Source organism: Agromyces sp. GXS1127, assembly GCF_050565425.1.
Classification (GTDB): Bacteria; Actinomycetota; Actinomycetes; order Actinomycetales; family Microbacteriaceae; genus Agromyces.
Window position 1 is genome coordinate 79,772 of sequence record NZ_JBOCIG010000010.1, and the last position, 19,399, is coordinate 99,170.

Genomic DNA, 19,399 nt, shown 5'->3' on the forward strand with positions numbered 1-19,399 from the left:
GGCGTCACGCTACGTCGCGCGGCTCCACCCGGCACGGGGTTGACGCCGGCGTCAGCCCGCCTTCTTCGTCGTGCGACGCTTCGCCGCAGGCTTCTCGTCGGCCGAGTCGGCCTTGGAGGCCTTCGATGACGCGGCCTTCGCCGCGGGCTTCTTCCCGCTCGCCTTCGTCTTCGACGAGGACGAGGACGACCTCGCGGACGATGCCGGCTTCGACGACGTCGACGCCTCGCCGTCCGCCCCGCCGCCGCGCTTCGCGGCGATCGACTGCCGCAGGGCCTCCATGAGGTCGATGACCTCGCCGCCCTCCTCCTCGGGCTGCTCGCCGAACGTCGCCGCGGTGTCGAGCGCGTCGCCCTGCTCGAGCTTCGCCTGGATGAGCGTGCGGAGCTCCTGCTGGTACTCGTCGACGAACTGCTCGGGCTCGAAGTCGTTGGAGAGGCTCTCGATGAGCTGCTTGGAGAGGTCGAGCTCCTTCGAGGTGATCTTCGCCGGCTCGTCGAGCGCGGGGAAGTTCGCCTGCCGCACCTCGTCGCTCCAGAGGAGGGTCTGGACCATGAGCACGTCGCCGAACACGCGCAGCGCGGCGAGTCGCGTCTTCTGGCGCAGCGCCATCCGGACGACCGCGGTGCGGTCGGTCGACTCGAGGGCCTCGCGCAGCAGCACGTACGCCTTGTTCGACGCCGAATCGGGCTCGAGGTAGTAGCTGCGGTCGAACATGATCGGGTCGATCTGCTCGGTCGGCACGAACTCGACGACCTCGATCTCGCGGCTGCGCTCCGCGGGCAGCGACTTCAGATCCTGGTCGGTGATGACGACCGTGCGCTCGCCGTCGTCGTAGGCCTTGTCGATGTGCTGGTAGGGCACGACCTCGCCGTCGATCTCGCACACGCGCTGGTAGCGGATGCGCCCGCCGTCGGCGTCGTGCACCTGGTGCAGGGACACGTCGTGGTCCTCGGTGGCGCTGTACAGCTTGACGGGCACGTTGACGAGGCCGAACGTGACCGCCCCCTTCCACACGGCTCGCATGCCCCCCAGTACACACCCGACCGGATGCGAGCGGTAGCCCTTGCGCCCCGGGCCCGATCGGGCGACGGATGCCGCGGCCCCGCACCGGGGGACGGATCAGCCGCCGGTCGGCCCGTCCGAACCCGCCGGATACTCCTCCAGCGGGACCCGACCGTCGCGCCAGGCCGCCAGGACCGGCTCGACGATCCGCCAGGACTCCTCGGCGATGTCGCCGCGCACGGACAGCGTCGGATCGTCGGTGAGGATGCCCTTCAGGACCTCCCCGTACGGCAGCAGCGCGCCGGGGACCTGCTGCGCGACGAGCGTCGTCTGCTCGAGCGCGAACGGGTCGCCCCCGCCGTTCATGGTCAGGCCGAGCTCGACCTGTCCCGAGCTCAGGTCGAGCTCGAGCCAGTCGGCACGGGGACGGCCCTCGAGGCCCTCGATCGGCGGCACGGGCCGGAACACCGCCCGCACGACCTTGCGGGCGCGTCCCAGCGCCTTGCCCGACCGGAGCAGGAACGGCACGCCGCGCCAGCGGTCGGTGCCCACTTCGACGACGACCTCGGCGAGCGTCTCCGTCCCGCGCCGGGGATCGACGCCCGGCTCGTCCGCGTAGGCGGGCAGTGCGCGGCCGTCGACGGATCCCGCCGTGTACCTGGCCCGGCGGCTGGAGGCGATCGGGTCGTCGCCGCGCACCGACGTCCGGCGGAGCACCTCGGCCATCGCGTCGCGCAGCCCGACCTCGTCGACGCTCGAGATCGGTTCCATGGCGACGAGCGCGAGCACCGCGAGCAGGTGGCTCTGGATCATGTCGACCAGCGCGCCGGCGCCGTCGTAGTAGCCGGCGCGGTCCTCGAGCGCGAGGGTCTCGTCGTAGACGAGGTCGATCCGCTCGATCGCCGTGCCGTTCCAGACCGGCTCGAGCAGGCGGTTCGCGAAGCGCATCCCGAGGAGGTTGAGCACCGTCGCGCGCCCGAGGAAGTGGTCGATGCGGTAGATCCGGCGCTCGGGCACGATGCGCGTGAGCAGGGCGTTCAGCGCCCGCGCCCCGCCGAGGTCGCCGCCGAACGGCTTCTCGAGCGCGAGGCGCATGCCATCCGGGGTGTCGAGGGCCTCGAGCACGGCGCAGACGCGGGCGGTCACCGACGGCGGCAGCGCGAAGTAGACGACGGGCACGAAGCGGCACTCGGCGAGCAGTCGCGAGAGCTCGGCCGGCTCCGTGGCATCCGCCCGCAGGTAGCGCGTCGTGTCGAGCAGGCGCGCCCGCCGGGGTTCCGGCACCCCGTCGAGCGCCGTCTCGACGCGTGCGCGCCATGTCGGCGCGTCGAGATCGCCGAGGCCCGCCCCGATGACCTCGATCTCGAGGTCGGCGGAGGCGAGCAGCGTGCCGAGACCCGGGAGGAGCAGCCGTCCCGTCAGGTCGCCGTCCGCTCCGAGGACGAGGAGCGTGGCGGGTGCGGCGGTCATGTCGGGCTCCCTCGGTCGTCGGAACGGCGGGCGCACCCCACGCTATGGCGGTGCGCGGCGATCCGCTCGAACGGCGGCCGGGGTTGACACGTGGGCCATGGCGTCGCCCGGTCCACCGGGCGATGCGCAACCCCCGCCCGGTCAACGGCACGTCGGGCTCGGAGCGGGCAGGATGGGGGCATGGCGCAGGGCCCAGCGCAGACGGTGGACGTCGACGGTCGTCGGCTCCGGTTGACGAGCCTCGACAAGGTCATGTACCCGGAGACCGGCATGACCAAGGGCGAGATGATCGCGTACTACGCCGAGATCGCGCCCGTGCTGCTGCCGCACGTGGCGGGCCGGCCGGTCACGCGCAAGCGCTGGGTCGATGGCGTCGGCACCCCGAGCCATCCGGGTCAGGCGTTCTTCGAGAAGAACCTCGAGCACGCGCCGGACTGGCTGCGGCGCGGCGTGCAGCACCACTCCGACGGCGACAAGGCCTATCCCGTCGCCGACAGTCGCGCGAGCCTCGTCTGGCTGGCCCAGATGGGCGCCATCGAGCTGCACGTGCCGCAGTGGCGGTTCGACGCGTCGGGCGAGCCCGCGAATCCCGACCGCATGGTGTTCGACCTCGATCCGGGGGAGGGCGCGGGCCTCGCGGAATGCGCCGAGGTCGCCCGGATGGTCCGCGGCATCCTCGGCCCCATGGGACTCGATCCCGTGCCGGTGACGAGCGGCAGCAAGGGCATCCACCTGTACGCGGCCCTCGACGGCGCCCAGACCTCCGACCAGGTGTCGGCGGTCGCACACGAGCTCGCCCGGGCGCTCGAGGCCGACCACCCCGACCTGATCGTGTCGAGCATGAAGAAGGCGCTGCGCGGCGGCAAGGTGCTCATCGACTGGAGCCAGAACAACGGCAAGAAGACGACCATCGCCCCGTACTCGCTCCGCGGGCGCTTCCGCCCCACCGTCGCCGCGCCGCGAACCTGGGAGGAGCTGGAGGATCCCGGCCTCCGGCACGTCGAGGCCGATGAGGTCGTGGCGCTCGTGGCCGAGCGCGGCGATCCCATGCTCGCGGTGACCGGAGCGAGCGCCGACGGCCCGTTGAGCACCTACCTGTCGATGCGCAGCGCCGGGTCGACGCCCGAGCCCATGCCCGACTCGGCGTGGGGCGTCGCGAACGACGGCGATCCCCGGTTCGTCATCCAGGAGCACCACGCCCGTCGGCTCCACCACGACCTGCGGCTCGAGCGTGACGGCGTCCTGAAGAGCTGGGCCGTGCCCAAGGGCGTGCCGGATGACACGGGCACGAACCACCTCGCCGTGCAGACCGAGGACCACCCGATGCAGTACCTCGTCTTCGAGGGCACGATCCCGGAGGGCCAGTACGGCGCCGGGTCGATGACGGTCTGGGACACGGGAACCTACGAGACCGAGAAGTGGCGCGACGACGAGGTCATCTTCACGCTGCACGGCCGGGTCGGCGGGCCGCTCGGGCGTGTCCGGCTCGCGCTCATCCGCACGCAGGGCGACGGGGAGAAGAGCCAGTGGCTGCTGCATCGGATGAAGGAGCAGCGCGGCGGGTCGGCCCAGGAGCCGGGGGCGGATGCCGCGTCGGCGGCGGGCACGGCCGCGCCGCGCCCGACGCGCTCGCGACGTGGGGCGTCCTCGTCCGCGTCCTCCGCGCGGACCGCCGACCCGGTCGTGCCGCGCGCACGCTCGAGCGCGATCTCGCGCGAGCCCGTGCCCAAGCCGATGCTCGCCGTCCCGGGCGCCGCGGGGCTCGTGACGGGCGACGACTGGGCGATCGAGTGGAAGTGGGACGGGATCCGGGTGATCGCGCGCGTCGAGGACGGCGCCGTACGGCTCGTGAGCCGCAACGGCATCGACCAGACCGCCACCTACCCGGAGCTCGCGGCGCTCGCGTCCGCGCTCCGCGCGGACGCCGTCGTCGACGGCGAGATCGTCGCGCTCGACGAGGATGGGCGACCCGACTTCGGGCTGCTGCAACGCCGCATGAACCTCGGCCGGCCCCGCGAGATCGCCGCCGCCGCGGCATCAGTCCCGGTCGGGCTCCACCTGTTCGACGTGCTCGAGGTCGCGGGCACGCCCACGCTCGACGAGCCCTACCTGCGACGGCGCGAGCGGTTGGAGCGACTCGTGCGGCCGCAGGGGGACGGGTCGCCGGTGGACGTTCCGCCGATCGTCGCGCTCGCCCCGGATGCCGCGCTCGATGAGGCCCGCCGCCTCGGCCTCGAGGGCATCGTCGCGAAGCGGCGGGCATCGCGCTACCGGCCGGGCATCCGCAGCGACGAGTGGGTCAAGGTCAAGCTCTCGCGCACCCAGGAGGTCGTCATCGGCGGCTACCGCCGCGGCGAGGGCACGCGGACGGGCCGCATCCGCTCGCTCCTCGTCGGCGTGCCGACCGCCGACGGCCTGCGCTACGCCGGCCGGGTGGGCTCGGGCCTTCGGGAACGTGAGGCCGAGCGGCTGCGGGGAATGCTCGACGAGCGGGTGGGGGACACGTCGCCGTTCCTCGAGGTGCCGGCGACGGACGCCGCGGACGCCGTCTGGGTCCGCCCCGAGCTCGTCGGGGAGATCGAGTTCGGCGAGTGGACGCGGACCGGGGTGGCGAGGCACCCCCGTTGGCGTGGCCTGCGGCCCGACAAGGCGCCGTCAGAGGTGCGCCGGGAGCCCGACGGTCGAATGGGGGACACGGCCCCGGGATCCGCGTGATTCCGCGAATCCCCGCATTCCCTTGTCACCCGATCGGGGGTAATCTGCAGGCGTGGGAACCCTCTACTACGGCGACGCCGGAACCCCGATCGACATCGACGATCGCGCGCTCGCACACCTGAAGATCGCGATCACGACGAAGCTCCGCCGGAACGAGAGCTTCATGCTCTCGTGGCGCCATGTCGACACCCCAACGCCGGGGCGGAGCTCGCTCTGGCTCCACCCCGCGATCCCGCTCCGGTTCGTCTTCGAGGCCCCGATCGCGCCGCAACTCGACCGCGAGTGGATCGAGGACCTCATGCGCGGCGCGAACTCCGGCGGCGGCATCGTGCTCGACCTCGAGCGCGCCGCCGGCGCGCCGCCGAGCGGCCCCGAGCCGGCGCGAGCCGCCTGACCCGTCGGGCCGCTCCGACGGTTCCGGTCGCGGGCACGGCGACCGGGTCTTGCGCGCCGTCCGAGGGGATCAGCGACGCCGGAACTCGCCCGCGGCCGGGCAGTCGAACGGGTCGCGGGCCGCGAGGCCGACCCGGTTGAGGTACCGGATCACGATCGCGTAGGAGTCGACGAGCGTCGTCTCGGTGTACGGGATGCCCAGCGACCGGCAGTGCTCGCGCACGATCTCGCGCGCGCGACCGAGGTGCGGGCGCGGCATGCTCGGGAAGAGGTGGTGCTCGACCTGGTGGTTGAGGCCGCCCATGAGCGCGCCCGTCCACCGCCCGGTGATGTTCCGGCTCGTGAGCACCTGCTTGCTGAGGAAGTCCAGCTTCGCGTCGGCCGGGACGATCGGCATGCCCTTGTGGTTGGGCGCGAACGAGGCGCCCATGTACACGCCGAACACGGCCAGCTGCACCCCGAGGAACGCGAAGGCCAGGCCGAGCGGCAGGAACCAGAAGACGACCGCGAGGTAGGCGCCGAGCCGGAGGGCGATGACCGTGAGCTCGAGGACCCGACCGGGCACGGGGCGCCGCTCGAACAGCGAGCGGATCGAGGTGACGTGCAGGTTGAGGCCCTCTAGCAGGAGCAGCGGGAAGAACAGCCAGCCCTGGCGGCGCGCGATCCAGCGGAGGGGTCCACGCTGCCGCGCCGCGTCCTCCTCGACGAACGAGATCGTGTCGAACTCGATGTCGGGGTCCTTGCCGACCTTGTTGGGGTTCGCGTGGTGGCGCGTGTGCTTCGTCATCCACCACTGGTAGCTGATCCCGACCACGCCCGTGGCGACGAGCCGCCCCACGCGGTCGTTCGCGCGGCCCGAGGCGAGCACCGCGCGGTGCGACGCCTCGTGGGCGAAGAAGGCGAACTGGGTGAAGATGATGCCGAGCGCCCCGGCGATGAGCAGCTGGAACCACGAGTCGCCGAGCAGCACGAAGCCGGTCACCGCGCCGCCGAGTGCGAGCGCCAGCCCGCCGACGAGCAGCGCGTAGAAGACCGGCGTGCGGCGGAGCAACCCGCTCTCCTTGATCACCTGCGACAGCGCGGTGTAGCTCTGGGTGACGGGCGGCCGATCGCCGCGCGCCGTGGTCGAACGGATGGCACCGACCCGCGGTGCTGAGATGGGAGAACTGATGATCCGGCCCGTCGTCGTCGACTTCCCAGCCGGTGTGATGCGGGCGTCCACCCGCGGATATGGCAAGCGTACGTGCGCGTATGTGCCGCCGGACGTACGTGCGGGGGATCCCCAGCAGACGCACGGGCGGCGCGCGGGTCAGGCGGTGTCGTCGACCAGCAGCTGGAGCAGGGCGCGTTCCCGGCCGCCGCGCAGGTCGACCAGTCGGCCGTGCTCGTACGCCTCCACCACGCGCGGGTCGACGTAGCTCGCCTTGGCGATCGCGGGCGTGTTGCCGAGCACCTCGCTCGCCCTGACGATCGCCTCGCGGACCGCCGCGTTGCGCGCCCGGGCCGTGCCGGCCGTGCCGAGCTGCGCCAACCGGTCGGCGGCGGCGATCGTGCCGCGGAGGGTCCGGAAGTCCTTCGCCGTGAAGTCGCCGCCGGTGCGCGCGCGGATGTCCTCGTTGACGTCGATCGGGCCGAGCGGACGCATGCGCCGCCCCTCGGTGAACGCGTAGAGCCGTGCGGCGGGCGAGCGTCCCGACATCCCCTCGACGAACGCGGCGAGCGCCGCGTCCTCCAGCATGAGGTCCTGCGCGATGCCGCCCTTCGCCCGGAACCTGAGCCGCACCGCGTCGGCGCCCTCCAGACGCGCGTTGCGCACCAGGAGCGTCGTCAGCCCGCGGCTGCGCGCCTGCGCGAGCGACTCCTCGGAACCGATCCGGATGGCGCCGAGGTCGAGCGTGCGGAACGCGGCGGCCAGCACGCGCTCGCGTCGCAGTTCCTCGAGCGCGAGGTCCCGGCGGACGCCGCGGCGCGCCCCGGGCAGGACCCCGGCGAGCGCCGTCATCCGCTCGAACTTCTCGGCGTCCTGGCGCTCGCGCCAGACCGGGTGGTACAGGTACTGCCGGCGGCCGGCCGCGTCGACCCCGACCGCCAGGATGTGCGCGTTCGGCGCCTCCGCGATCCACACGTCCGTCCACGCCGGCGGGATCGCGAGGTCCGCGATCCGGTTCCGCTCCGCGCGGTCGGCGAGCGTGCCGTCCCCATGGCGGTACGTGAATCCGCGGCCGCTGCGGCGGCGCAGGATGCCAGGCGACGCGTACGGTTCGACGCGTCGCAGCCGCGGCATCCGTCGCCTCTCAGTGGTTGCGCAGGGCGCTGATGAGCTGGCCCTTCCGCATGTCGCTGTAGCCGCTCAGGCCGAGCTCCTTGGCCCGCTTCTTGAGCTCGGGGACGGTCCAGTCGTCGTAGCTGCCCGACTCGCCGCCCTTCCGGCCGACGGAGCTCCGGCCGCGCGCGGCCGCCGCGTTGGAGATGCGGGCCGCCTTCTCCTTGGAGGCGCCGTCCTCGCGCAGCTCCTCGTACATCTCGGGATCCTTCAGCGAGTTCTGCCCGCGTCGGTTGCCTGGCATGTGCGGTTCCCCTTCCGTGTTCGGGCCGCCCGTCAGAGCGGCTTGCCTCCCGTGACGGGCAGGATCGCGCCGGACGTGTACGACGCGTCGTCGGACGCGAGGTAGACGTAGGCGCCCGCGAGCTCGGCCGGCTGCCCGGCGCGCCCCAGCGGAGTGTCCTGCCCGAACTTCGGCAGCTTGTCCGGCCATCCCGTCGACGGGATGAGCGGAGTCCAGATCGGGCCCGGCGCCACCGAGTTGACCCGGATGCCGCGCGGCCCGAGCTCCTCGGCCAACGCCCTCGTGAAGGCGACGAGCGCCGCCTTGGTCATCGCGTAGTCGACGAGCCGGGACGACGGATCGAACCCCTGGATGGAGGAGGTCGTGATGATCGACGAGCCGGCATCCATCCTCGGCACCGCCGCGCGGGCGAGGAAGACGCTCGAGTACAGGTTGACGCGCATGACCGCGTCGAAGTCGTCGGTCGGCACCTCGTCGATGCCGCCTCGATCGCGCTGATGCGCGGCGTTCAGCACGAGCAGGTCGATGCCGCCGAAGGCGTCATGGGTGCGATCGACGAGGTCGGCGCAGTGCTGCTCGTCGAGGAGGTCGCCCGGCAGGAGCTCGGCGCGCCGTTCCGCGTCGCGGATCCAGTACGCCGTCTCGTCGGCGTCGTCCTGCTCGTCGGGCAGGTAGGCGATCGCGACGTCCGCACCCTCCCGGGCGAACGCGATCGCGACCGCGCGGCCGATGCCGGAGTCGCCGCCCGTGATGAGGGCCCTCCGGCCGGCCAGCCGGCCCGAGCCGCGGTAGCTGTACTCGCCGTGGTCGGGCTGCGGGGTCATCCTCGGGGTCAGGCCGGGCGGCGGCTGCTCCTGCACCGGGAACGGCTCCGCGGTGTGCTTGGTGGTCGGATCGACCAGATGGTCTCGCACGTGGACCTCCTCGTTCGAATGTCCGTCAGGTCACGCTACGCGCGGGCGCCGGCGCGGCCGAGGGGTTGACGGGAGCCGGTCGACCGGTGATGGGACCGACGGCCCGTCCCGGCGCGGGACGCGCTCGCTACCCTCGTCGACATGGGCACGATGTACTACGGGAGCCAGGCCACCCCGATCGGCATCGAGGACCGGGCGCTGGCGCACCTGCAGGTGGCGATCGTCACCAAGCTCCGACGCGGCGAGTCGTTCACGGTCTCCTGGCAGCATCCCCTGGACCAACCCGACGGGCGGAGCACGCTGTGGCTGCACCCGAACATCCCGCTGCGGTTCGTCTTCGAGGACCCGGATCCCCCGGAGCTGAGCCGGTCCTACCTCGAGGAGCTCATGCGGAGCGCGAACTCCACGGGCGGGATCCAGCTCGTCCCCGAGCAGATCGGCGCTGAGGCGGGCGCCGCCACCGGCGGGCCCGCCCCACTGCGCGACTAGGGGCGCAGGTCGGGGTCCTGGCCGACGACGCCGTCGCTGCCGAGCGGGTCGGCACCGCCGGCGGCCGTGCCGCCGTGCACCTCGCCGCGCCACGCGCCGGTCGGCACCTCGCGTGATTCGATGAACTCCTTGAACTTCCGGAGGTCGTGCTCGACCTGCCGGTCGTCGAAGCCGAGCGCGGCGCCGGCCTCCTCGACGAAGCCCTCGGGCTCCCACTCGAGCGTGACGTCGACGCGCGTGCGGTCGGCGGCGAGCTCGCGGAACTGGACGCGACCGCGGTGGTGCACCTCGGCCGTCGTGCTGTGCCATGCGACGTGGTCGTCGGGCACCTGGTCCGAGATGTCCGCGTCGAACTCGCGGGTCGCTCCGCCCACCGACGCCACCCAGTGGGTGGTGGAGTCGTCGATCTGGCGCACCGACTCCACGCCGCTCATGAAGTTCGGGAACGACTCGAACTGGGTCCACTGGTCGTAGGCCACGCGGATCGGGACGTCCACCTCGATGTCTGCGGTCACGGTCGTGCTCATGGTGATCTCCCTCCTTCTGGACGCGCAGTACTGCACGTCGGCGGCCACCGTAGGCAGGCCCGGCCCCAGGGGGCGAGGGGGTTGCCGCATGGGAGGGCGGCTGTTACCGCGGGAGGCGTCCGGCGCGACGCTCACTCGAAGTCGAACGGCTCGTTCTCCTCGGGCTCGGGCACGTTCTGGAGGCCCGTGGTGCTGTTCGCCGACAGCAGCATCTGCTCGATCCAGAGTCGGTTGAGCTTGGGCGGCCGGTTGCCGCTGAACACGAACTGCAGCGGGACCGACTCGTGCAGCCAGAGGGTCGTGCGGCCGCTGCCGTGCTCCATGCCGTGCTCCCACGTCATGGCGAAGCTCTCCGAGCGCCGAAGCTTGTTGATGATCGCCACCCGCAGGTGGGCCAGGGTCCGGTCCTCGATCTCGATCTCGCGGTTCGACGAGTTGTAGATGAGCTTGCCCATGTCCCGCACTCTAGTCGTCAGGAGGCGGGCTCGGGCACCGTGGAGCCGCGGCGACTCCGACGCGGTGGGCGGACTGCGGCAGGCCGAGCTGTCAAGCCTCTCGCGAGCGGGACGTCGACCGTCTGGAATGGCGCGATGCGCGCAGTCACCTGGCACTCGGCCCGACACGTCCGCGTCGACGACGTCGACGACCCCCGCATCCTCGAGCCGACCGACGCGATCGTCCGGATCACGTCGACCGCGATCTGCGGCTCGGACCTGCACCTGCTCGACGTCTTCGGCCCGGTCATGCATCGCGGCGACATCCTCGGTCACGAGGCCATGGGCATCGTCGAGGAGGTCGGTCGCGACGTCGAGCGCATCGCGGTCGGCGACCGGGTCGTCGTGCCCTTCGTCATCGCCTGCGGCCACTGCGAGATGTGCCGTTCGGGTCTCACCACGCAGTGCCGGACCACCCGGAACGACGACCGGGGCACCGGTGCCGCGCTCTACGGCTACACCGAGCTGTACGGCCGGATCCCGGGCGGCCAGGCCGAGGCGTTGCGGGTCCTGCGCGCCGACGCCAACCTCCAGGTCGTCGGGCGCGACCTTCCCGACGAACGGTACCTGTTCCTGTCGGACGTCGCTCCGACCGCCTGGCAGGCGGTCGAGTACGCCGGGGTGGGACCGGATCAGGTCCTCGCCGTCCTCGGCCTCGGGCCGATCGGGCAGATGGCCGTGCGCATCGCGCGGCACCGCGGCATCCGCGTCATCGCGGTCGACCCCGTCGAGGAGCGCCGCCTGATGGCCGAGCGGCACGGAGCCGAGGTGCACGACCTCGAGGGCCACGATGCGGCCGTCGACGCGTTGCGCGACGCGACCGGCGACGAGGGGCCGGACGCCGTCATCGACGCGGTCGGACTCGAGGCCCACGGTCATCCGGCGGTCGCCCTCGCGCAGAACGTGATCGGCTCGCTGCCGTCGTTCGCGGCCGAGCCGATGCTCCGGGTCGCCGGCCTCGACCGCCTCGGTGCGCTGCATCTCGCGATCGACGCCGTCCGGCGCGGCGGCACGCTCTCGGTGGCGGGCGTCTACGGCGGCAACGCCGACCCGATGCCCATGCTCACGATCTTCGACAAGCAGCTCACCATGCGCTTCGGGCAGGCCAACGTGCACCGGTGGCTGCCCGAGCTGATGCCCCTCGCCGAGGCCGACGACGATCCGCTCGGCCTGGAGGACTTCGCCACCCACCGGGCCCCGCTCGAGGAGGCACCCGCCATGTACGAGCTCTTCAAGACCAAGTCGGAGGGATGCATCAAGGTGCTGCTGCGTCCCTGACGGCGGCATCGCCCGTCACCCGTTCGGGGGTCGTTGCTGCTCCCGTGCGGCACTGGTGTCAAGCCCCTTCTGGAGGCGTTCGGCCCGGTCGTACGGTGTGCACGTCCGGTCGAGATCCGACGGGGGAACGGGGTTGCAGATGCGATTCGGTCAGGGAGTCCGGGCAGGCGCGATGCTCGCCGCGGCCGGGCTGATGCTCACGGGCTGCGCCGTCGGCACCGGCGGACAGGCCGACGACACCGATGCCGAGTACGATCCGGGCGCCGAGCTGTCCGGTTCGCTCACGGTGATGGGCTTCTCCGGCGTCGACGAGGTCGCCACCTCGCGCATGGACTTCGCGGAGGCGGAGCTCGGAGACGTGGAAGTCGAGCTGATCGAGGGCGACCTCGACATCCAGCAGTTCCTCAGCGCGGTGGCCACGGGCGACCCGCCCTCGATCCTGTACGCGGATCGCGACCAGATCGGATCCCTCGCCGCGCGCGGCGCGTTGATCCCGCTCGACGACTGCATCGACGGCGAGGGCATCGAGACGGGTGACTTCGTCGAGTCGGCGATCGAGCAGGTGACGCTCGACGGCACGGTCTACGGCATCCCCGAGTTCAACACCGTGCAGCTCACGATGGCCAACGCCGACCTGCTCGACGAGGCCGGCGTCTCGATCGACGACGTGAACGGTTCCGACCGCGAGGCGATGACGGATGCCGCAGCCGCGATGGTCCGCCAGGACGGCGGCAGTGTCGACGTCATCGGCGTCGACTCGAAGCTGCCCGAGTTCCTGCCGCTCTGGGTCGCCGCCGCCGGCGGTTCGATCCTCAGCGAGGACGGCCGGACGGCCCAGCTGGACTCGGCGGAGGCCGTCGAGTCGCTCGAGTGGGCGGTCGGCGTCTACGAGGAGCAGGGCGGCTTCCCCGCCATCAAGGCGGCACGCGACTCCGCCGACTTCTTCGGCGAGGGCAACCAGTTCGCGACCGGCACGCTCGGCGCGATGCCGATGGAGCAGTGGTACCTCAACGTGCTGAACGACGTGTCCCCCGACGCGCCGATGGCCTTCGACACCGTGCGGACGACCGAGGGCGAGCCCATCGCGTTCTCCGGCGGCTCCGCCTGGGCCATCCCCTCCGGCAGCGACAACCCGGAGGCGGCGTGCCGCTGGGCCCGCGCCATGACCTCGGTCGACGCGTGGCGTGCCGCCGCGGAGGCGCGCCTCGCCCTCCGCGAGGAGGAGGGCAAGCCCTTCACCGGCATCCTCACGGGCAACGCGGTCGCCGACGAGGAGATCCGGGGCATGACGACGGATGGCGGCGAGCCGTGGAACTCGGGCGTCTCGGCGATGTACGAGGCGAACGAGAACACGGTCTCGCTGCCGGCCAACCCGGCCGACGCCGAGTTCGACGACGCGATGCAGGAGGCCGTGAACCGCGTCCTCAATGGACAGGCCGAGCCGGCCGAGGCGCTCGCCGAAGCGCAGGAGACCGCGCAGGCGGCGCTGGACGAGGCCTGGGCGGAACTGGACGGCGGGAACTGATGTCGACCGCGACGCGGCCCGAGGTCGGCTCCGCACCGGAGCCCGGCCGCGGGCCGTCGTCGCGGCGCCCGATCCGGCCGCCCGAGCACTCGGCCGGGGCGACCGACCGGCGGCGCAGCCGTCGGCGCGCCTCGCGGCGGAACTTCGGCTCGGCCCTGCTCTTCCTCAGCCCGTGGATCGTCGGCTTCCTCGTCTTCACGGCTTGGCCGATGATCTACAGCGCGTACCTGTCGCTCACCGACTACGACGTCATCAACGATCCGGAGTTCATCGGCCTCGAGAACTACGCGAGGCTCGCGGCCGACGACGACCTGCTGCTCGCGCTCGGCAACACGCTGTTCTTCACGGTGCTGCAGGTGCCGCTGTACGTGCTGGTGTCGCTCGCGCTCGCGCTCCTGCTCGACCGGGCCGGGCGCGCCTCCGGTTTCTTCCGCACCATCTACTTCCTGCCGAAGATGACGCCGCCGGTCGCGGTCGGCGTCCTGTTCCTGCTGCTCTTCAACGGGCAGAACGGGCTCGTGAACTCGGTCCTCGGCATGTTCGGCATCGACGGACCCGCGTGGACCACGGACCCGGCGTGGGTGAAGCCCGGGCTGGTGTTCATGTCGCTGTGGACGGTCGGCGCCTCCGTGCTGATCCTCCTCGCCGCCCTGCGCAACGTGCCGCGCGAGCTCTACGAGTCGGCGCAGCTCGACGGCGCGGGGTTCTGGCGCCAGGCCCGCAACGTCACGTTGCCGATGATCAGTCCCGCGCTCTTCTTCATCGTGGTGGTCAACACGATCGCGGCGCTCCAGACCTTCGACGAGGCGTACACGGCGTTCTTCGGGTCCGGCAACACGACGTACAGCAACGACGCCGCGCTCTTCTACGTCATCTACCTCTTCCAGCAGGCCTTCCAGTTCCTCAACATGGGATACGCCTCGGCGATGGCCTGGCTGCTGTTCGTCATCATCATGGCGGTCACCGCGGTGCAGCTCATCGTGTCCCGCCGACTCGTGCACTACGAGGGGGAACGGTGAGCACCGACATCCGCGTCGCCGCAGCCGAGTCCGGCGCCGTCCGCGACGACCGGGCCACGCGCTCGGTGCCCCGCCACCGATCGGGCCGCGGGCGCACGCGCCGGCGGGCGGGCACGGTGCTCGCCTGGGTGGCGCTGAGCCTCATCGGCATCGTCTTCGTCTACCCCTTCGTGTGGCTCGTGAGCGCGTCGTTCAAGCCGCGGGGCGAGGTGTTCGACAACCTGCTGATCCCGCAGACCTTCACGCTCGACAACTACGTGCAGGTCTGGCAGGAGGCGCCGCTCGCGCTCTGGCTGCTCAACACGGCGATCGTCACGGTGCTCGCCGCGGTGACGGTGACGCTCTCGAGCGCGATGGTGGCGTGGGGCTTCGCGTACTTCCGGTTCCGCGGGCGCGGGGCGCTGTTCGGCCTGGTGCTCGCGACGATGATGCTCCCCGGGGCCGTCACGATGATCCCGGTGTTCCTCATCTGGAACTCGCTCGGGCAGGTCGGCACGCTCACCCCGCTCTGGGCGGGCAACCTCTTCGGAAGCGCGTTCTACATCTTCCTGCTGCGGCAGTTCTTCCTCGGGCTGCCGCGCGACCTGTTCGACGCCGCGCGCGTCGACGGGGCGAGCCAATGGGGCGTGTTCTGGCGCATCGCGCTGCCGCTCACCGGACCGGCGCTCGCGGTGGTGCTCGTCTTCGAGGTCCAGGCCGTCTGGACCGACCTGATGAAGGCCCTGATCTACCTTCGCGATTCGGACACCTTCACGATCCCGCGAGGGCTCAAGTCGCTCGTCGACGCCTACGGGTTCGGCGGCGAGTGGCACTGGGAGATCATCGTCACCGCGAGCGTGATCACCACGGTGCCGCTCATCATCGTGTTCTTCCTCGCCCAGCGGCGCATCATCGAAGGCGTCGCGTCGACCGGCATCAAGGGATGACGGAGCGACGGACCCGCCGCCGCGTCATCCTTCGACCGACGTCGTGTGATGGGGCATGCCGACGGCCGCGACGCGCCCGGGCGGAGGCGCCCGATTGGCGTGTGGGCGCGACGTGGGATAAAGTAACGGGGTTGCCTGATGAGCCGAGAGGTTCCGGGCGACATCCCATGCGCCCGTAGCTCAATGGATAGAGCATCTGACTACGGATCAGAAGGTTGGGGGTTCGAGTCCCTCCGGGCGCGCAGGGAGGAAGCGGTTCGCACGAGCGGGCCGCTTCCGTCGTCTCCGGGTGCTTCCGCCGTGTCCCGCCGCTTCCGCCGCCGGCCCGCCCTCGTCCGACGGGCGCCTCGCTGCGGCATCCGCTCGCCCTTGCCCGGAGTCGGCGTGCATGCCACGATCCCCAGTGGGGGAAGGGGCGACGCATGGCCAAGCGGTACCCGGACATCAGCGACCACGGCCTGATCGGCGACCTGCAGACGGCGGCGCTCGTCTCGACGGACGGCACGATCGACTGGTTCTGCTGTCCGCGGTTCGACGCGCCGAGCGTGTTCGGCTCGCTGGTCGACGCCGACCGGGGCGGGTACTTCCGGGTGCGCCCGGTCGGCATGGAGTACGTCACCCGGCAGCTCTACCTGCCGGACACCGCCATCCTCATCACCCGGTTCCTCACCGATGCCGGCGTCGGCGAGGTGATCGACTTCATGCCGGTGGCGGAGGGGCCGGCGACCGACCGCCACGTGATCGTGCGGATGGTCCGCGTCGTCCGAGGGGAGATGACGTTCGAGGGCGAGATCCAGCCGCGCTTCGACTACGGACGGGCGCCGCACCGACTGGTCCCGGCGGGCGTCGGCGCGAAGTTCGTCTCCGACGACCTCACCCTCACGCTCCACCGGGTCGGCGACCCGATCCTCCACGGCGACGAGCGCGCCGGGCGGGTCGAGGTCGTCGGCGACGGCATCCGGGTGACGATCACGCTGCGGGCCGGCGAGCTCACCGGCGTGATGCTCGAGTCCGGCGACGTCGAACCCCGTCAGGTCGGCGAGGACGAACTCGTCGAGACCTTCCTCGAGGCGCGGCGCTTCTGGCGCGAATGGAACGACCGCTCGACCTACACAGGGCGCTGGCGCGAGATGGTCTCGCGGTCGGCCATCACCCTGAAGCTCATGACCTACGCGCCGACGGGCGCCCTCGTCGCGGCGCCCACGACCGGCCTGCCCGAGCAGGTCGGCGGCGAACGCAATTGGGACTACCGGTACACCTGGATCCGCGACGCGTCCTTCTCGGTGTACGCGCTCGTGAGCCTCGGGTACAGCCGGGAGGCCGAGGCCTTCGTCTCCTGGCTGCTCGACCGCATCCACGAGAGCGTCGGCACCGATTCCGGCCCGCTGAAGATCATGTACCGCGTCGACGGCTCCTCCGACCTGGCCGAGACGGTCCTCGATCACCTCTCCGGCTACCGGAGGTCGGCCCCGGTCCGCGTCGGCAACGGCGCCGCCGACCAGCTGCAGCTCGACATCTACGGCGAGGCGATGGACTCGATCCACCTCGCCGACACCCACGGCGTCGAGCTGCCCCACGCCGGCTGGATGAAGGTCCGCGAGATGCTCGACTGGCTCTGCGACCACTGGGACACGCCCGAGGAGGGCATCTGGGAGACCCGCGGCGGCCCGCAGCGGTTCACCTACGGCCGCTTCATGTCGTGGGTGGCGCTCGACCGCGGCATCCGGCTCGCCCGGGCCCACGGTCGCCCTGCGTCGCTCACGCGGTGGACCCACGAGCGCGACCGGATCTACGAGCGCATCATGGAGGCCGGATTCGACCCGGAGCTGCGGGCCTTCGTCCAGCACGAGGGCAGCGACGTGCTCGACGCGTCGCTGCTGCGGATGCCGCTCATGGGGTTCGTCACGCCGCGCGACCCGCTCTGGATGTCGACGCTCGACGCGATCGACGACCAGCTCGTCTCCGACAGCCTCGTGTACCGGTACGACCCGGCCGCGAGCCCCGACGGCCTGACCGGCGGCGAGGGCACGTTCACGCTGTGCTCGTTCTGGTACGTCGACGCGCTCGCGCGCTCGGGGCGTCTCGACGAGGCGCGGCTCGTGTTCGAGAAGATGCTGACCTACGCCAACCACCTCGGGCTCTACGCCGAGGAGATCGGCCTCACCGGCGAGCAGCTCGGCAACTTCCCGCAGGCGTTCAGCCACCTCGCCCTGATCGACGCGGCCGTGAACCTCGACTACCAGCTCGACCACGGGTCGGGCGACGTCGGACCGGTGCTCCGGCGCGGACGCCGGATCGACTGAGCGGGGCCGAGGCGATGGGCCGGATGTCGCGGGGGCCGCGCCGGCGTCTGTGAATCCGCCATGCATCCCGGGCCTTCGATCCATCCGCCCCTCGATCGGAGGCGAGCCGCCGGTTAGGCTCGGACCAGTCAGATTCCCGCGATCGAGAGTTCGGCTATGAGGGGTGCGCGAGCCGTTGCGACCGGCCAGGCGCCGGTCGCCCGTCACGCTGCCCTCATCTCCGCGATGGTCGCCATCGCCGCAGCCGTCGCCGTCTCGGCCGGGAGCCGGCTGGTGCACCTCGTGCCGCACGCGCACTCCGGTGCCGCGCACGGGCCGCAGCACGTCGTCGTCGACGTGCTCTGCCTCGTCGTCGCCGTGCTGGTCGCCGCGCTGCTGCTCACCGCGCTCACCGTGGCGTCCGTGCCGGCACGGCGACGGAGCGCGCGCTCGCGCTGCCCCGTGCCCTGGGGCGGCCCGCTCGTCGGGGCGTTCGCGAACGCCTCCGTATGGACGACCATCGCCGCGCTCGCCGTGGGCAGCGCCGCTGACGCGTTCGCGGGCGTTCCGGGCGGGCACGTGGCGGCGTGCGCGGTGCTCGCCGGCGGGCTCGGCGGAGTGACGGGCGCGGTGCACCGCCGCGCGCACCACCAGGGCGTCTACCGGTCGTTCAACGTGGTGGCGATGCTGCTCGCCGCCGGATGCCTCGCGAGCATGAGCCTCACCGACACGGGCGAGTGGTGGGCCCGCAACTTCAGCACGCTCGGGACCTCGGACGACGTGGCGGCCGTCTGGTTCAACGCCGGGCTCGTGCTCTCGGGCGGGGCGATGGCGGCGATGGCCGGGCGCCTCGTCCGCGGTCTCGCACGTGCGCAGTACCGGGCGCGCCGCGGCGCGCTGGTCGTCGTGCGGGGACTGGTCGGCGTCATCGGGTTCGCGCTCGCCGGCGTCGGGCTCGTCCCCATCGACGCCGACGAGACGTTGCACAACGTGTTCGCGAGCGCCGCGGGTCTCGCCTTCTTCGGCCTTGCCGCGGGTGCGCCGTGGCTCGTGCGACGCCTGCCGCGGCGGCTCATCGCGACCTCGGCGGCGGCGATCGTCGTCGAGGTCTCCGTGTGGGCGGTCTACGACGGCCTCGGCTGGGCGTCGCTCACGGTGTTCGAGGTGGTCGCCTTCGCACTCGTCTTCGTGTGGCTGATCGCGCTCGTGGTCACGACGCACCCCGAGCGTGTCGACGCGGCGGCCGGCGCGGCCGTGCGCATCGCCGCCCCCGCCGCCCCGCTCGTGGCCGCCGAGGCCGCGGCGCGCGGACACCTCGTCGTCCGCGGCGGGCGCGTGCGGGCGCCGACCGTCTCGAGGTTCGCATTCAGCGGCGCGCCGCCGCCGGGAATGCACCCGGGCCTCGCACGTTCCACCTGATGAACCCGCGGGCCGAGCGGTCCGCGCTGAGAGGAGATCCCGTGACCGACGACGATGTCGAGATCGTCCGCGACGACGAGACGACGCGCTATCGACTGCTGCTCGGGGGGAGCCAGGCGGGCTTCGCGAAGTTCCGCGCAAGCCCCGGGCGGATCATCTTCACCCACACCGTGATCGACCCGGCCTTCGAGGGACGTGGCCTCGGGTCGATGCTGGCGCGGTTCGTCGTGGAGGACGCCGTCCGCCGCGGCGAACGGATCGTGCCGCGATGCCCGTTCATCGCCGCGTGGCTGCGGAAGCATCCCGGCTACGAGGACTCCGTCGACTGGCCCGAGGGTCGCGTCACGACCGCCTGACCGACGACCGGCCGACGCGC

General features: G+C 71.9%; 18 protein-coding genes and 1 tRNA gene. 11 read left to right on the forward strand and 8 right to left on the reverse strand.

The window, feature by feature from the left end; genetic code table 11:
- Nucleotides 1-51: 51 nt before the first annotated feature.
- Together ACQ393_RS16625 and ACQ393_RS16630 are read right to left on the reverse strand one after the other, a co-directional pair.
- Entirely contained in the window at nucleotides 52-1,026 is a 975-nt protein-coding gene (locus ACQ393_RS16625) for a Ku protein (RefSeq protein ID WP_430647972.1), read from the reverse strand.
- A gap of 96 nt (nucleotides 1,027-1,122) precedes the next feature.
- Nucleotides 1,123-2,475, reverse strand: a complete 1,353-nt coding sequence (locus ACQ393_RS16630) for a glucose-6-phosphate dehydrogenase (RefSeq protein ID WP_430647973.1) — start codon at nucleotides 2,473-2,475, stop codon at nucleotides 1,123-1,125.
- Nucleotides 2,476-2,655: 180 nt separating this feature from the next.
- On the opposite strand from ACQ393_RS16630, the gene ACQ393_RS16635 reads away from it, so the two are divergent.
- A complete protein-coding gene (locus ACQ393_RS16635) occupies nucleotides 2,656-5,190 on the forward strand; it encodes an ATP-dependent DNA ligase (RefSeq protein WP_430647974.1) in 2,535 nt (844 codons plus the stop codon).
- Between the two features lie 52 nt (nucleotides 5,191-5,242).
- Nucleotides 5,243-5,584 carry a hypothetical protein gene (locus tag ACQ393_RS16640; protein WP_430647975.1) on the forward strand — a complete coding sequence of 114 codons (342 nt, stop codon included), beginning with the start codon at nucleotides 5,243-5,245 and terminating at the stop codon, nucleotides 5,582-5,584.
- A 69-nt stretch (nucleotides 5,585-5,653) separates the two neighbouring features.
- On the opposite strand, the gene ACQ393_RS16645 is transcribed toward ACQ393_RS16640, so the two are convergent.
- From ACQ393_RS16645 to ACQ393_RS16660, 4 genes are all read right to left on the reverse strand, one after another.
- Nucleotides 5,654-6,754, reverse strand: a complete 1,101-nt coding sequence (locus ACQ393_RS16645; RefSeq protein ID WP_430648018.1) for a fatty acid desaturase family protein — start codon at nucleotides 6,752-6,754, stop codon at nucleotides 5,654-5,656.
- Nucleotides 6,755-6,892: 138 nt separating this feature from the next.
- The gene (locus ACQ393_RS16650; RefSeq protein ID WP_430647976.1) at nucleotides 6,893-7,867 is read right to left on the reverse strand and encodes a DNA topoisomerase IB; all 975 of its coding nucleotides are present in this window, start codon (nucleotides 7,865-7,867) and stop codon (nucleotides 6,893-6,895) included.
- A gap of 10 nt (nucleotides 7,868-7,877) precedes the next feature.
- Nucleotides 7,878-8,150: a DUF7218 family protein gene (locus tag ACQ393_RS16655; RefSeq protein ID WP_430647978.1), complete on the reverse strand. Its 273-nt coding sequence runs from the start codon at nucleotides 8,148-8,150 to the stop codon at nucleotides 7,878-7,880.
- A gap of 32 nt (nucleotides 8,151-8,182) precedes the next feature.
- Nucleotides 8,183-9,064: an SDR family oxidoreductase gene (locus ACQ393_RS16660; protein WP_430647979.1), complete on the reverse strand. Its 882-nt coding sequence runs from the start codon at nucleotides 9,062-9,064 to the stop codon at nucleotides 8,183-8,185.
- A 141-nt stretch (nucleotides 9,065-9,205) separates the two neighbouring features.
- On the opposite strand from ACQ393_RS16660, the gene ACQ393_RS16665 reads away from it, so the two are divergent.
- Complete coding sequence (locus ACQ393_RS16665) at nucleotides 9,206-9,553, forward strand: hypothetical protein (RefSeq protein ID WP_430647980.1); 348 nt, start codon at nucleotides 9,206-9,208, stop codon at nucleotides 9,551-9,553.
- Here the strand turns inward: ACQ393_RS16665 and ACQ393_RS16670 are convergent.
- Together ACQ393_RS16670 and ACQ393_RS16675 are read right to left on the reverse strand one after the other, a co-directional pair.
- Nucleotides 9,550-10,080 (reverse strand): SRPBCC family protein, encoded by a 531-nt coding sequence (locus tag ACQ393_RS16670; protein ID WP_430647981.1) that lies wholly within the window; start codon nucleotides 10,078-10,080, stop codon nucleotides 9,550-9,552. The two genes, ACQ393_RS16665 and ACQ393_RS16670, sit on opposite strands and share 4 nt — an antisense overlap.
- A gap of 131 nt (nucleotides 10,081-10,211) precedes the next feature.
- Nucleotides 10,212-10,535 (reverse strand): ATP-dependent DNA ligase, encoded by a 324-nt coding sequence (locus ACQ393_RS16675; protein WP_430647982.1) that lies wholly within the window; start codon nucleotides 10,533-10,535, stop codon nucleotides 10,212-10,214.
- A 135-nt stretch (nucleotides 10,536-10,670) separates the two neighbouring features.
- On the opposite strand from ACQ393_RS16675, the gene ACQ393_RS16680 reads away from it, so the two are divergent.
- From ACQ393_RS16680 to ACQ393_RS16715, 8 genes are all read left to right on the forward strand, one after another.
- Nucleotides 10,671-11,852: an alcohol dehydrogenase catalytic domain-containing protein gene (locus ACQ393_RS16680; protein ID WP_430647983.1), complete on the forward strand. Its 1,182-nt coding sequence runs from the start codon at nucleotides 10,671-10,673 to the stop codon at nucleotides 11,850-11,852.
- 139 nt (nucleotides 11,853-11,991) lie between these two features.
- Nucleotides 11,992-13,377 carry an ABC transporter substrate-binding protein gene (locus ACQ393_RS16685; protein WP_430647984.1) on the forward strand — a complete coding sequence of 462 codons (1,386 nt, stop codon included), beginning with the start codon at nucleotides 11,992-11,994 and terminating at the stop codon, nucleotides 13,375-13,377.
- A complete protein-coding gene (locus ACQ393_RS16690; RefSeq protein ID WP_430647986.1) occupies nucleotides 13,377-14,396 on the forward strand; it encodes a carbohydrate ABC transporter permease in 1,020 nt (339 codons plus the stop codon). Before ACQ393_RS16685 ends, ACQ393_RS16690 begins: the two co-directional genes overlap by 1 nt.
- Nucleotides 14,393-15,322, forward strand: coding sequence for a carbohydrate ABC transporter permease (locus ACQ393_RS16695; protein WP_430647987.1), 930 nt, complete (start codon nucleotides 14,393-14,395; stop codon nucleotides 15,320-15,322). The genes ACQ393_RS16690 and ACQ393_RS16695 overlap by 4 nt, the downstream gene beginning before the upstream one ends.
- Nucleotides 15,323-15,491: 169 nt before the next feature.
- Nucleotides 15,492-15,564 (forward strand) — tRNA-Arg (locus ACQ393_RS16700).
- 180 nt (nucleotides 15,565-15,744) lie between these two features.
- Entirely contained in the window at nucleotides 15,745-17,625 is a 1,881-nt protein-coding gene (locus ACQ393_RS16705; RefSeq protein ID WP_430647989.1) for a glycoside hydrolase family 15 protein, read from the forward strand.
- A 156-nt stretch (nucleotides 17,626-17,781) separates the two neighbouring features.
- Nucleotides 17,782-19,023 carry a DUF998 domain-containing protein gene (locus ACQ393_RS16710; protein WP_430647990.1) on the forward strand — a complete coding sequence of 414 codons (1,242 nt, stop codon included), beginning with the start codon at nucleotides 17,782-17,784 and terminating at the stop codon, nucleotides 19,021-19,023.
- A 41-nt stretch (nucleotides 19,024-19,064) separates the two neighbouring features.
- The gene (locus tag ACQ393_RS16715; protein WP_430647991.1) at nucleotides 19,065-19,379 is read left to right on the forward strand and encodes a GNAT family N-acetyltransferase; all 315 of its coding nucleotides are present in this window, start codon (nucleotides 19,065-19,067) and stop codon (nucleotides 19,377-19,379) included.
- The last annotated feature ends 20 nt before the right edge of the window (nucleotides 19,380-19,399 follow it).